11 protein-coding genes are annotated in these 13,474 nt (G+C 37.6%); 10 read left to right on the top strand and 1 reads right to left on the bottom strand.

The features are described from left to right. The first annotated feature begins 78 nt into the window (after window positions 1-78). The 6 genes from hpaE to RCG24_RS07910 all read left to right on the top strand — a co-directional run bounded on the left by hpaE (window position 79) and on the right by RCG24_RS07910 (window position 5,868). Window positions 79-1,605 (top strand): 5-carboxymethyl-2-hydroxymuconate semialdehyde dehydrogenase, encoded by a 1,527-nt coding sequence (gene hpaE / locus RCG24_RS07935; RefSeq protein WP_308078837.1) that lies wholly within the window; start codon window positions 79-81, stop codon window positions 1,603-1,605. A 61-nt stretch (window positions 1,606-1,666) separates the two neighbouring features. Beyond that, window positions 1,667-2,650: a 3,4-dihydroxyphenylacetate 2,3-dioxygenase gene (gene hpaD / locus RCG24_RS07930; RefSeq protein WP_308078836.1), complete on the top strand. Its 984-nt coding sequence runs from the start codon at window positions 1,667-1,669 to the stop codon at window positions 2,648-2,650. 102 nt (window positions 2,651-2,752) lie between these two features. After that, a complete protein-coding gene (locus RCG24_RS07925) occupies window positions 2,753-3,547 on the top strand; it encodes a fumarylacetoacetate hydrolase family protein (RefSeq protein ID WP_308078835.1) in 795 nt (264 codons plus the stop codon). Continuing rightward, window positions 3,544-4,350 carry a fumarylacetoacetate hydrolase family protein gene (locus tag RCG24_RS07920; protein WP_308078834.1) on the top strand — a complete coding sequence of 269 codons (807 nt, stop codon included), beginning with the start codon at window positions 3,544-3,546 and terminating at the stop codon, window positions 4,348-4,350. The genes RCG24_RS07925 and RCG24_RS07920 overlap by 4 nt, the downstream gene beginning before the upstream one ends. A gap of 4 nt (window positions 4,351-4,354) precedes the next feature. Beyond that, window positions 4,355-4,744, top strand: coding sequence for a 5-carboxymethyl-2-hydroxymuconate Delta-isomerase (locus RCG24_RS07915; protein WP_308078833.1), 390 nt, complete (start codon window positions 4,355-4,357; stop codon window positions 4,742-4,744). Between the two features lie 305 nt (window positions 4,745-5,049). After that, window positions 5,050-5,868 carry a helix-turn-helix domain-containing protein gene (locus tag RCG24_RS07910; RefSeq protein ID WP_308078832.1) on the top strand — a complete coding sequence of 273 codons (819 nt, stop codon included), beginning with the start codon at window positions 5,050-5,052 and terminating at the stop codon, window positions 5,866-5,868. A 165-nt stretch (window positions 5,869-6,033) separates the two neighbouring features. On the opposite strand, the gene RCG24_RS07905 is transcribed toward RCG24_RS07910, so the two are convergent. Then, the gene (locus RCG24_RS07905) at window positions 6,034-7,788 is read right to left on the bottom strand and encodes a sigma-54-dependent Fis family transcriptional regulator (RefSeq protein ID WP_308078831.1); all 1,755 of its coding nucleotides are present in this window, start codon (window positions 7,786-7,788) and stop codon (window positions 6,034-6,036) included. Window positions 7,789-8,158: 370 nt separating this feature from the next. Between RCG24_RS07905 and RCG24_RS07900 the strand changes: the two genes are divergently transcribed. The 4 genes from RCG24_RS07900 (at window position 8,159) to RCG24_RS07885 (ending at window position 13,132) form a co-directional block, all read left to right on the top strand. After that, entirely contained in the window at window positions 8,159-9,412 is a 1,254-nt protein-coding gene (locus RCG24_RS07900; RefSeq protein ID WP_308078830.1) for an MFS transporter, read from the top strand. A gap of 110 nt (window positions 9,413-9,522) precedes the next feature. Beyond that, window positions 9,523-9,966 carry a nuclear transport factor 2 family protein gene (locus RCG24_RS07895; protein WP_308078829.1) on the top strand — a complete coding sequence of 148 codons (444 nt, stop codon included), beginning with the start codon at window positions 9,523-9,525 and terminating at the stop codon, window positions 9,964-9,966. Between the two features lie 471 nt (window positions 9,967-10,437). Then, complete coding sequence (locus RCG24_RS07890) at window positions 10,438-11,910, top strand: aldehyde dehydrogenase family protein (RefSeq protein WP_308078828.1); 1,473 nt, start codon at window positions 10,438-10,440, stop codon at window positions 11,908-11,910. A 37-nt stretch (window positions 11,911-11,947) separates the two neighbouring features. After that, the gene (locus tag RCG24_RS07885; RefSeq protein ID WP_308078827.1) at window positions 11,948-13,132 is read left to right on the top strand and encodes an iron-containing alcohol dehydrogenase; all 1,185 of its coding nucleotides are present in this window, start codon (window positions 11,948-11,950) and stop codon (window positions 13,130-13,132) included. Window positions 13,133-13,474 lie beyond the last annotated feature (342 nt).

The raw sequence follows: 13,474 nt of genomic DNA, 5'->3' as shown, positions 1-13,474 counted from the left end.
AAATACATTATTCGCTGGATAAACCTCCTAGATTACTAGTGAGGTTTATCTGATACAAAAATAAAGGACGTGAAAAAGATGGATACTCAAATAAAGGATTTAAAAGATACGGCCATTCATAAGCGGGTTGAAGATGTTAAATTGTATATCAATGGTGCATTTGTTGATGCCGAAAACGGTCTTACCTTTGAAAATATTAATCCTTTTACAAATCAGTTAAACAATTATGTTGCTGAAGGACGTGCAGCAGATATGGATAAGGCAGTAGCAGCAGCAAAATACGCCTTTGAAAAAGGGCCATGGGGCACCATGAAGGTGGCAGAGCGGATGAGATATATTAATCGGATTGCAGATTTAATCGATGAGGAAATCGGGGAAATTGCCACTTTGGAATCCTTGGATACTGGCCTGCCAATTAGTCAAACAAGAAATCAAGCTGCTCGTGCAGCAGAAAATTTTCGCTTTTATGCAAGAATGGTTCAAGCAAAATTACATGGCGAAGCCTATCCGGTTGATAATGAGTTTCTAAACTATACAATATATAAACCACTAGGAGTAGTTGGTCTTATTACACCATGGAATGCACCATTTATGCTTGAGACTTGGAAAGTAGCACCGGCATTAGCGACTGGTAATACAGTCATTTTAAAACCAGGTGAGTTATCTCCATTAACAGCGAACAAACTTGCCGAAATTATTGATAAAGCCGGGCTTCCAAATGGAGTATTAAATGTGGTCCACGGATTTGGTGAGATTGCAGGAGCCAGACTAGTTGAACACCCTGATGTGAAAGCAATTTCCTTTACAGGTGAAACAACTACCGGATCGACCATTATTAGGAATTCAGCGGATACATTAAAGAAGACTTCCATGGAGTTGGGCGGAAAATCTCCTTTAATTGTTTTCGATGATGCTGACTTGGATCGTGCACTTGATGCGGCGATTTGGGGAATTTTCTCCTTTAATGGTGAACGCTGCACATCAAATGCCCGCGTTTTCCTTCATAAAAATATTAAAGATAAATTCGTTGCGGCACTTAAAGAAAGAGTAGCCAATATTAAGATTGGTGACCCAATGGATCCTTCCACGGAACTTGGGCCTCTAATTGGAAAAGAACACTTCGATAAGGTAAGAAGTTATATTGAACTTGCGAAGGAAGAGGGCTGTGAAGTGGTTCAGGGAATAGTGCCTGAAGAAGTAAAAGCGGGAAATTTTGTACCTCCGACCCTTCTATTAAATGCAAAGAATAGCATGAGAGTGTGCCAGGAAGAAATTTTTGGTCCGGTTATGGCTGTCATTGAATTTGAAACGGAAGAAGAAGTAATTGCCGCTGCAAATGATGTCAAGTATGGCCTGGCAGGATTTGTCTGGACAAGTGATATTAAACGAGGCCACCGTATTGCTCATGCTGTAGAGGCTGGCATGATTTGGATTAATGCACAGAATGTAAGGGACCTTCGCATTCCATTTGGCGGTACGAAGGCCAGTGGAATTGGGAGAGAAGGAGGCCACTATGCCATCTTTGAATTCTATACAGAGCCAAAGGTCATTCATGTTGCTTTAGGAGATCACTATATTCCACAGTTCGGTAAAGCGAAGAATTAATCGCAAGCTATTATTATTTTTGGGGAAAAGTTTATGAAAATAGTAATCGGAGGGTCGCTAAATGGATTTTAATATTATTCGCATTGCCAGAGTTGTTATTAATGTAAGTGATTTAGATCGCTCACGCGAATTTTACGTAAATGCCCTAGGCTTTGTTGAAACAGAAAGTGATGATCAGCATATTTATCTTCGGGGGTTGGAAGAACATGTCCATCATAGTTTAGTATTAAAGAAATCCGATAAATTAGGGGTTCATGCCCTTGGTTATAAAGTTGTAAAGGAAGAGGATTTAGATAAGTTAGCAGCTCTTTTTGAATCGAAAGGTTTGAAAACAAAATGGCTGGAGGAAGGCAGTCAACATGCAGTTGGAAGAGCCTTGCATGTACATGATGTTTCGGGAATGCCATTAGAGTTTTTTTGTAAAATGGAAGGCGCCGAGCGACTGTTGCAGCGATATGAGCTTTACCGTGGGGCAAGAATTCAGCGGATTGACCATGTAAACTGTTCAGTGACGGATGTTGAGAAAGCATATAATTTTTTCATGAATGAATTAGGTTTTGCTTGCTCCGAGTATACTGCTACAGGAGACGAGAAAATATGGGCTGCGTGGCTGCACCGCAAACAAGGTGTCCATGACCAGGCATTTATGAATGGGGAAGGTCCCAAACTCCATCATATTGGCTTCTGGCTCCCTGATCCGTTAGCCCTTATTCACTGCTGTGATGTTCTTGCTTCACTTGGCTACGGGGATAATATTGAAAGAGGGCCGGGACGCCACGGGCTTTCAAACGCCTTTTTCCTTTATTTACGGGACCCGGATGGGTACCGCATCGAGCTTTATAATGGCGATTATTTGACAAGTGATCCAGATTTCAAACCAATTCGCTGGGATTTGGATGATCCAAGACGTCAAACCTTCTGGGGGCATAAAGCTCCTGACAGCTGGTTTAATGAAACCTCGCCATTTTTAGATATTGAAACAGGTGAACAAATTGCTATTTCCGAGGCGAAATTAGAAAAAGTTAAGCCAGAATTTATTTTATGATGCTGAATATGAGGTGTAGGGAATATAGGGTAGAACAATTGCCTCTGCCCGCTCCTCCTTTTTATCTTGCTATTTTAACAAAACAGAAAAGGAGTGAACATATTGAGTAAGGCGAGAGTCATGTTCTTCGGCAAAAGCCTTAATGAAGAGGTCAACGTGAATCCGGATAATAAAATATTTAACCATAACGGAAAATTATATGAGCTCAGCCAATTAAAATTGGCGTCACCTGTAACGGGCACTATTTATGGTACGCTTTTAAATTATAAAGATGAACTGGTTGCATTAGGGAAGGCTATTTTTGAACAACCGTATAAACAACCGCCGAAGGCGCCGATTCTTTATATAAAACCTATAAATACAATTAGCGGGCATGGGGCACCCATCCCTCTTCCAGCAGAAGTGTCGGAACTGGAAGTCGGAGCCTGCTTAGGGGTCGTAATCGGTCGAACGGCAACTCGGGTCAGCGAGGAGAATGCACTAAACTATGTGGAAGGGTTTACAGTTGTGAATGATGTGACTATACCGCACAGCAGTATATATCGCCCGGCCATTAGTCAGAAGGCCCGTGATGGTTTTTGCCCCGTCGGCCCTTGGGTGGTAGAACGAGAAGCCGTCAAAGATCCTGATAAATTGGGAGTAAGGGTATTTATTAATGGAGAATTGAAACAAGAAACTACCACTGCTAATCTGATCCGCCCCGTTTCAAAGCTGATTGCAGATGTAACGGAATTTATGACATTGGAAGCAGGCGATGTTATCCTTGTGGGAGTTCCGGAAAATGCCCCCTTAGTAACAGCAGGTGATCATATCCGTATCGAAATAACTGGTGTCGGCAGCTTAGATAATCATGTTGTTTGCGAACAAGACCTTATTGCGGGAGGTGTTTGTCAATGAAACGGGCAAGAGTAGCATATGCAGGAGCCATTCATGAGGCTGTCCCGGCAGAAAACGGTCTTAAGCTTAATGATGGCCGGATTGTAGAAGAAACGGAAGTTATTTGGCTTCCACCGGTAAAACCTCGAACTGTTTTTGCGCTAGGCTTAAATTATGCGGACCATGCAAAAGAATTGGCATTCAAGCCGCCAACGGAACCGCTGGTATTCCTAAAAGGACCAAAAACATTTATTGGTCACAAGGCACAGACAAGAAGGCCTGCTGATGCTACATATATGCATTATGAATGCGAGCTTGCAGTGGTAATTGGCCGTCACGCACGAAAAGTTAAGCGTGAAAATGCTTATGATTATATAGCAGGATACACTGTTGCAAATGATTATGCTATTCGTGATTACTTGGAAAACTATTACCGGCCCAATCTTCGGGTTAAGAACCGTGATACTTGCACCCCAATCGGTCCATGGTTTGTAGAAAAAGAGGATATCAAAGATCCTATGAATCTTACTTTAAGGACTTATGTTAATGGCGAAATGACACAACAAGGATCAACAAAGGATATGATTTTTGATATTCCTTCATTAATTGAGTATTTAAGCAGCTTTATGACATTAGATACGGGCGATATTATTCTTACGGGCACACCGGAAGGAGCGGTCGATACGAAGGTTGGCGATGAAGTTGTAACCGAAATTGAAGGGATTGGCAGACTGGTTAATACGATTGTAGGGGACGAAACATTTCATATCTCAAATTCTTTACAAAAAGCTGTTGCTAAATTGGACTATAATGGGCAGGAGTGATGGAATGCCCCATATTATTATTGAATATACTGACAATATTAAGTCGGAAGCTGATATTTCGAATCTATTAAAAAAGATTAATCATGTGTTTACTACAAGAAGCCATTTATTTCCCATTGGAGGTGTTCGTTCCCGGGCAATTGAACTTCATGATTATTGTGTGGCAGATGGGACTCAGGATGATGCATTTGTCCATGTTACAGTAAAAATCGGCGCCGGCCGTTCAGTGGAAGATAAAAAAGAAACCTGTGATACATTGTTTGAAGTTATCAAGGATCACTTTTTCGACCTTTATACAAAACGCTACTTGGCTTTGTCTCTGGAATTGGTTGAATTCAGTGAGGCAGGGACCTACAAGCATAATAATATTCACAAACGCTTTAAAAAAAGCTAACAGTTTTGTAAAGCAACTATTTATATAATCTGACAGCATCTTCATTAGTAAGGTGCTGTTATTTTGAAAAAACAAATTGAAATCATATATGATTTGATATAGTATATCATTATAATAAATAGACTGATAATTATGAATAATCTAAATTATATATAATGATTTAATTTATGTTAGCGCTCCCATACTACTACAAATAGTATTTTTACGTTAGTTTTGCCTTTTTAAAATGAAAAATGGCCCCAAAATTACCTTACATAATGATTTTCAGATAGGCTAATCTGTTTGAGTTAGGAGGATGAGGTAGTATGCTTCAAATTGCAAAAGGCAATCACTTTTATCCATTCCAACCAGATTTTGAAATGAATACAGGATACTATGTAGAATACAAGCAAATGGATATTGAAAATCATTCCACAGTTGTATTTTATCAATTCCAAATATGTGATGGTTTTGAAAATGAAATTTCTGTTATTCCAGATGGGTGTATTGACATATTAATTTCATGTAATAAGCAGATTCCCTCAGCAAATGTCTGCGGCAGTGTTTTAAAAACGAAACGGATTAAGGTTCAGACTGGCTGTGAATATTTTGGGGTCAGATTTGTGCCGGAACAAATGGCTAAGAATTCAAACTATACGATGAAAGAATTGGTTGAGCAAGAAATCCCCCTAAATGAAATCGTTTCAATAAATGAATCAGTAATTGAAAGATTAATCAAGGAAAACAGCTTTCAAAAGAGAATTTCCTTGTTCCATCAAATGTTTGACAGTATCTTTTTTCCTAATGAGTCAGCACCCAATATCGTAAGATACGCCTTAAATAAAATCTATTCTAGGAAAGGAAACATTAGTATCAATGAATTAGCGGATAAGATCGGATACTCCTCTAGATATTTACGTAAGAAATTTGAAGAGTCGGTTGGAATTTCCCCAAAATTATTTAGTCAGATTATTAGATTCCAGCATTCATTACACATGATATTAAAAGTAAATAATAATTCTGTAAATGATATTATTATGGAGAATGGATACTATGATCAGGCGCATTTGATTAATGAGTTCAGGAAATTTGGTTACCCATCACCTTATAAACTCCAAAAAAAGTCATCAAATACTTTCTTTTAAATCCGGACAATTCTCAAAGTCATATGAAATAAGCTATGATTAATTAGTTGAAAGGCACAACTAGAAAGATAAGCCAGTTGTGCCTTTAGTAATTATATAAGCAATACTGTATTCAAATTCTTTTTACGGCAAGATAAGGAACTTTTATAAAAGGGTGTTTCAGGGCTAGGTTACAGTTGCGTTTTTGGAAATATTATACTGTTTCATTTTCCGATATAATGTGTTTCGGCCAATATTAAGTTTTTCGGCAGTTTTTTTAATATTCCAGTTACATTCTTCTAACGTTTTTTTAATTAAGATATTTTCAGTATCCTTCAATGTACTTGAAATAATCAATTCATTTTCGGCTTCGAGCTGAAGATCTGAATATTGAATAATATCTCTTTCTGCTAAGAAAGAAGCCTGAATAAGGCAGCTTTTTAGTTCTCGTATATTTCCTGGCCAATGATAATTTTTTATTAATTCTTTAGCCTCATCGGATAATGTCTTTGTGCCTCTACTAATTTCATCTAATAGGTATTCTGCCAATAGTATAATGTCATTTCGTTCCCGTAGGGGAGGTAAATTGATTTGAATTCCTTTTAATCGATAAAATAAATCGGCCCTAAAACGTCCTGAATTAATTTCTTCTTGAAAATTACGATGAGTAGCAGCGATAACTCGAACATCTACTGGTCGTTTTTCTGTTCCCCCCACTCTTGTTACGACTTTCTCCTGCAAGACACGCAGTAAGCTGCTTTGCGCTCTTAATGACATATCCCCTATTTCATCGAGAAAAATAGTTCCTCCATTAGCAGCCTCAAATTTTCCCATACTTCCTTTTGGATTAGCTCCCGTAAAGGAGCCAGGCTCGTAGCCAAACAGCTCGCTTTCTATTAAGCTATCAGGAATTGCGCTGCAATTTACAGCTATAAAAGGTTTTGATACACGAGGGCTATGAGAGTGAATTGATTGAGCAAACAATTCCTTTCCCGTTCCGCTTTCTCCATGAATTAAAACAGAGAAATCTGTAACTGCAACCTTTTTAGCAAGATTAACTGCATGTTCCAGTTTAGGGCAATATCCCTTAATGTCCTTAAATGTAAAGTTTTGGATAGCATCTGTTTTACCTTTAGAGGGCCGCTGTATAGCGGCAATTTTCCAAAATTTATTGGTAGAATCACTTATAATTTCAATGGAAAGATTACGCTTTGGAATAAACTCTGTTCCTATGCAGTCCGAACCCAGCACTTGTTGGGCAATATGGTTCGCATGAATTATTTCATTCTCGCTATTTACAGTAATAATTGGTTTTGAGAGAAAATTGGTAATATTATGTAGATCCCGAAGAATTAAAGTTTTTGTCTTTTTTTCTTCGTCAAGAAGTATTTTATCTTCGAGAGACTTCGCAGTCATCGGTAATAGGGGAAGAAAGGAATGATTAAAATCTTTTGTTTCGCTACTTAGATTAATAACCGCAACAATCTCTCCATTTAATCCTAGAATAGGATAAGCAACACATAATAAAGAACGATTCTCTTCTAGGTAATGATTTTTTCCATTAAGTGAAACGGGTGCTTTCATTAATAAGGATAAGGATACCGCATTGGTTCCCCGGAGTTTTTCATCCCAACAAATTCCCATATGTGAGATTCCTGGGTTGGCTGGAAAGGTTTCCCGATAGGTTCCAATAGAATAAATGAGCCGTGCATGTTTATCGAGTAAATCGAACCGATGATAGGAATTATTGATGAAATGATGAATCTTATCAAATACTTGATCAGCGTAGGAAATTAATTTTTCGTTTTCAAGTTTTAATTCTTTTAAATGTCCACTTGTTATAATTTGTTTCTTCGCCGGGCTATAGGGATTTAATCCTAAGTCCTGACAGCGCTTCCAGGAATCTTTAATAACTTGCTCATTTGGTTGAGGAATAAGCATAATTCTTTAGTACTCCCTTCCATAACAATGTAAATAATTATCTAAGTAGTCATTAAATTTATTTTTAGTATATTCTGATTAGTTTGAATAATCGAGTTCTATTTTAACACATAATGTTCTAAGATGGAACACTTTAGAGAATTATTAAGTTGATTTAATGCATTTTTGGATTGGCACAATATTTGCAATAATTTAAGTATAAGCAATTCTTCATAGGTTTATTTTCAGTTAGTGAACGCTTTAAACTATTAAAAGGGGGGTACTGCAATTATTGTAAGCACCAACAATCAGTTGTCATTAAGGGGGTCAATACCATTATGAGATTAAAGGTCTTTGGAGTATTGGAACAAATAGGAATAGGAGGATTAGAATGGGGAATGTCATTAAAAATCCACGGGCTTATGAGTTAAAAATTGTTGCAATTATTTTTTTAACATGGGGATTCGTCTTTTTGGATCGAACAGCTCTTTCTTATATCACACCTGTATTGGTGAATGAATTGGGTTTAACAAATGGGCAGGTTGGCCAAATTAATATGTGGCAAACAATTGGTTATGCCATAGCCGGACCAATAATTGGAATGATATCAGATAAAACAAGTATAAGAAAAGCATTACTCATTGGAGCAGTAATTTCAACTTCAATTTTTTCTGCTATTTCAGCTTTAGCGACTTCTTATCCGCTTTTACTGGTTGTTCGCTTTTTAGTTGGTGCCAGTGAAGGCCCAATTTTACCTTTAGCAGTCACATTGGTAGCATCAGCTTCCTTATCAGGGCATTTTGGCCGAAATGTTGGTATTGTTAATGCAGGGGTTGGCGTTATTTCGGGAACACTCGGTCCAACATTAGTTACACAAATTGTGGCATGGACAAATTGGCATTTAGCATTTGTCCTTGTGAGTATCCCAAGCTTAATCTTAGCTTTGTTAATATGGAAGGTTGCGCATGAAGTAAAGCCTATAAATGACGGTAAGGTAGAAAATAAGAAGGAAAAAGTTAGCTTTGCTGAAATCTTAAAATACAGAAACGTCATTGTAAGTCTATTTATTGGGATTATGGTTATGACAGGTTTCTGGATTCAAGCTGCATTTGCACCATTATATTTAACTTCAGTCGGTAAACATTCCATTGAAAATATGGGTTTCATAATGTCTATGATGGGAATAGTTACGATTATTACCTGTATTTTAGTGCCACTGTTCTCTGATTATTTTGGGAGGAAGCCGGGATTGATCTTATTTTCAGTTTTTGCAGCTTTATCTCCGCTTGGGTTATATTTGTTTCCATCGACTGCAATTGGAAGTGGATCGCTCATTTTATTCGGTGGGTTATTTGGCGCAATTGCTCCTCTTTATATGAGTATTATTCCAGAGGAAACGATGCCGCCGCATTTAAAAGCTACCACAAGTGCTCTAATTATTGGTGTAGGAGAAATTTTTGGAGCAGCATTCGTTGTTGCTGGTGCAGGCGCAGCAGCAGACGTATATGGACTGCCGATTGTCATGATTATTGCAACAATAGCAGCCTTGTTAATTGCTGTAATAGGACTTGGTTTAATTGAAACAAATCCGCGTAAAAAGAAAACAGGAATCGAAAGTGAAAGGATGAAAACTAAAACTATTTAAGGTTTTTATTCTTAAAATAGGTATTTCTTCCGACTTTTTCGGGATAGAAGACCAGAAACTTATGAAGGATTACTGAAAATAGAAATACTATAATGGAGGTGCGTGGCTAAGTGAAACTTATAAGCTTTGTTAAATCGGTCTATGAGGCTAGTGGATCAGGTAACACACCTTTTATTCTAGAAGCATTTGATCAGAATATCGAATGGCATGAAGCGGAAAACTCTCCTTATGATATAGGTACGATATTCGTTGGAGCTCAAAGTATTATCGAAGGTGTATTCGGAAAAATTGCCGAAGACTTTGAAGAGTTCGAAGTTAAGAATGAACAATTTATCGAATCGGGAAATGTTGTAATTATGCTAGGGAGATATGTTGGTAAAACAAAATCAGGTAAAGGACTAAACGCGCAAGCTGCTCATGTTTGGACAATTGAGAACGGAAAAATCACGAAGTTTGTTGGATATACAGATACCGATCAGTGGCGAAGAGTCATTGGAACAGGCGATGTCAATGTTGATGGGGCGTCATTAGCAAAGAAACAATTAAAGAGTTAACGTGATAACTACCTTGAAAATAAATATCTGTAATTCATAAATAAACCCAGTGCCTTCACTTATTGAATTTAGTGGAGGCTTTATTATTTTTCTCTTATACAAATTAATTTCTATTTTTACTGTCTTTATCACCAAATGAACAAAGATTTTAAATAGCGGGAAAAGAGTGGAAATATGTGGAGTAAAATAATTGAGTTAAGAGATGTTTGTTGGTGCTCAGTTAGATAGTAAATTTGACTTCAACTGTTCTCCTGATTGTGCTCTGATTTGACACAGTTTTGTTCCAATTTGGAGCATTCTTTTTTATTCAAAGTGATGATGGCGGATTTTTTCAGGTGGCACGATTCTTGCAATTTAATATAACAAACTTTCAAATTAGTTGGGATGTTAAGAATTGACCGGAATTAAGGACCGGATTTTTCAAAACATTTCAACTATGAAATAAAACTTACGGCCAAAGGAGAGATATTTATGACAAAAAAGTATCAGTTATTTATTGATGGAAAATGGGTTGATTCAGTATCTGGTAAAGTATTTGAATCTTTAAATCCGGCAACTGGAGAAGTAAATGCAATTGTAGCTGAAGCTGGTGTGGAAGATGTTGATTTAGCAGTAAAGGCAGCCCGCAAAGCATTTGAAAGCGGTCCATGGGCTGAAATGGCTCCTGGAGATCGCGGCCGCCTACTATATAAAGTTGCTCAAGCTCTTTGGGAAAAAGCAGATATGCTTGCGGAAATAGAAACAATGGATAATGGTCTTCCTATTAATGAAACAAAGTTTATTGCTATGCCTGCAATGATTGATGTTTTAGAATTTTATGCAGGATTAGCCAATAAAATTGAAGGAAAAGTACTTGCTTCCCCTTCTAATCGTTTAAATTATACATTAAAAGAACCTGTTGGAGTAGTGGGAGCCATTGTTCCATGGAATTTCCCATTGATGCTTACCATGTGGAAATTAGCTCCAGCTCTTGCAGCAGGTAACACGATCGTTATTAAACCGGCAGAACAGACCCCGGTTAGTGTTCTGGAAATGGTTAAAATTTTCCAAGAAGTTGGCATTCCTGATGGGGTTATTAACGTTGTTCCAGGTTTTGGTAATGTTGCCGGTGCAGCTCTTTCCTCCCACCCTGACGTTGATAAAATTGCGTTTACTGGTTCAACAACAACAGGTCGTTTAATTATGCAGGCTGCTAGTAAGAATATTAAGCCAATTAGTTTGGAGCTGGGTGGAAAATCACCAAACATCATTTTTGACGATGCAAATATTGAAAATGCTGTTAAAGGCTCATTATTTGGTATTTTCTTTGCCCAAGGACAAGTTTGTGCGGCAGGTTCAAGACTTTTCGTTCAAGAAAGTATTTACGATAAATTTATGGAAGCCTTCGTTAAAAAAGCTCAATCCATTCGTGTAGGAAATCCATTGGATCAGTCAACTCAAATGGGTCCTCAGGTTTCTTTACAGCAATTAGAAAGAATTCAACAGTATGTAACTGCAGGTCTGGAAGAAGGCGCAAACCTTGTCATAGGCGGTGAAAGAAATCATAAAGCTGGAAACGGATATTTCTTCACTCCAACTATTTTTGAAAATGTAACCAATGAGATGAAGATTGCTCGCGAAGAAATTTTTGGCCCAGTATTGTCTGTCATCCGATTTGTTGATGAAGAAGATGCATTGGCTAAGGCAAATGATACACTTTACGGTTTGGCTTCCGGATTATGGACAAGTGATTTGAAGCGTGCTCATAGAATGGCAAGAGGTTTAAAGGCCGGTACTGTATATGTAAATACATTCAGTATGCTGGATAGTGCGGCGCCATTTGGCGGAACAAAGCAAAGTGGATTTGGAAGAGAGTTAGGCGTACAAGCATTAGATATGTATACAGAAACAAAGCATGTATGGGTTGATCTAAGTGATGAAGGATTAAATTGGTATGGTATTTAATTAGATTCATAGACAAATTTTTAAAGGAGTATTAAAAATGCAATTTCAATTTAGTATACCAAGTCAAGTAACATTCGGTTCCGGTTGTTCTAAGAATATTGGTCAAGTATTAGCAGAAATGTCACTTTCAAAGGTTTTATTCGTCTATGATCAAGGTGTAAAGCAAGCAGGGATAGTGGACAAGATTCTTTCTTATTTAAAAGATAGCAATATTCAAGCTATCGAGTTTTCCAATGTCGTGCCAAATCCTCCAGATACGATTCTACAAGAGGGCGCTGAATTAGCTAAAAGTGAAAATGTGGAAGCATTAGTTGCAGTTGGCGGTGGCAGTTCCATTGATGCGGCTAAGGCGATTAATATTTTAGTAACTAATCCGGGGCCCATTAACCAGTACGATGGCATTAATACGGTCAAATACCCAACTAAACCATTAATTGCTATTCCTACTACTTCTGGCACAGGCAGTGAGGTAACCAATGTTACAGTTATTACTGATACTACAAGACAAAAGAAAATGGTCATTGCCGGACGTTACTGCGGTGCAGATGTTGCGTTAGTAGATCCAGAGTTAACGATTGGACTTCCTCCGGCTATTACAGCATCAACTGGTTTGGATGCCCTTACCCATGCGATTGAGTCCTATGTTTCTAATTTCGCATCGGTGCCAAGTGAAATAAATTCTCTTAAAGCCATCGAATTAATTTACAATAATATCGAAGAAGCCTATAAAAACGGCAGTAATATTGGGGCTAGAACGAATATGCTTCTTGGCAGTATGCTAGCTGGTTATGCCTTTAACTCCGCATTATTGGGAGTTGTTCACGCGATTGCGCACCCGCTTAGTGTCTATTGTGGACTTCCGCACGGTGTTGCTAATGCTGCCACGCTTCCGTATTGTATGGAATTTAATGCGAGAGCTGAAAAAGTACAAAGCCGTAATAAAGATATTGCACGTGCAATGGGCATTAACGTGGAGGGACTTAGTGATGCTGAAGCTTCTGTAAAGGCGGTAGAAGAAGTTAAAGCATTATCGAAGAGACTTCAAATTCCTTCTTTAAGTGAGCTGGGAGTAAAACGAGAGCAATTCGAAATATTAGCTGAAGCAACATTGCGAGAAGAAGTTAGTATAATGGCTAACCCAACAAAGGTTACTAAGGAAGATATCCTTAACATTTTAGAAATTGCCTATTCAGGCGTGGAAAGTATTGTAAATAAATATTAATAATTAGAAATATATATAAGAGCATTGGCTTTTTGAGCAATATCAGGTAACAAAGAAGCTGGGTGTCTACGAAATGTAGACGGCTAGCTTCTTTTTTATAGAAGATTCTTGTAGTTGGTTTATTTGTTCCGTATTTGTTGAAAGGTGTTACAATCTTGAATTTTCAACTTCGTTATTCTTTCATTTTGAATATTCCGTATTTTACAATTATTCTTTATGTGAATTTTGATACTATATCTTTAGGTATTTTTAATCTATTAATCATACCAAAAATTTATCTAGGAGGGTTGATTATAGAAAAGAAGCATAGTTAAAGGAAATATTTAATTTTAATAAGCGTTA

It is taken from the genome of Neobacillus sp. OS1-32, from assembly GCF_030915425.1.
GTDB lineage: Bacteria > Bacillota > Bacilli > Bacillales > Cytobacillaceae > Neobacillus > Neobacillus paridis.
This window is presented reverse-complemented; position numbering and strand designations above follow the sequence as displayed.

Coding starts and splice junctions, on each gene's coding strand:
- RCG24_RS07915 (WP_308078833.1), top strand. CDS start 4,355: ATGCCCCATATTATTATTGAATATACTGACAATATTAAGTCGGAAGCT.
- RCG24_RS07900 (WP_308078830.1), top strand. CDS start 8,159: ATGGGGAATGTCATTAAAAATCCACGGGCTTATGAGTTAAAAATTGTT.
- RCG24_RS07890 (WP_308078828.1), top strand. CDS start 10,438: ATGACAAAAAAGTATCAGTTATTTATTGATGGAAAATGGGTTGATTCA.
- hpaD (WP_308078836.1), top strand. CDS start 1,667: ATGGATTTTAATATTATTCGCATTGCCAGAGTTGTTATTAATGTAAGT.
- RCG24_RS07905 (WP_308078831.1), bottom strand. CDS start 7,788: ATGCTTATTCCTCAACCAAATGAGCAAGTTATTAAAGATTCCTGGAAG.
- RCG24_RS07920 (WP_308078834.1), top strand. CDS start 3,544: ATGAAACGGGCAAGAGTAGCATATGCAGGAGCCATTCATGAGGCTGTC.
- RCG24_RS07910 (WP_308078832.1), top strand. CDS start 5,050: ATGCTTCAAATTGCAAAAGGCAATCACTTTTATCCATTCCAACCAGAT.
- RCG24_RS07885 (WP_308078827.1), top strand. CDS start 11,948: ATGCAATTTCAATTTAGTATACCAAGTCAAGTAACATTCGGTTCCGGT.
- hpaE (WP_308078837.1), top strand. CDS start 79: ATGGATACTCAAATAAAGGATTTAAAAGATACGGCCATTCATAAGCGG.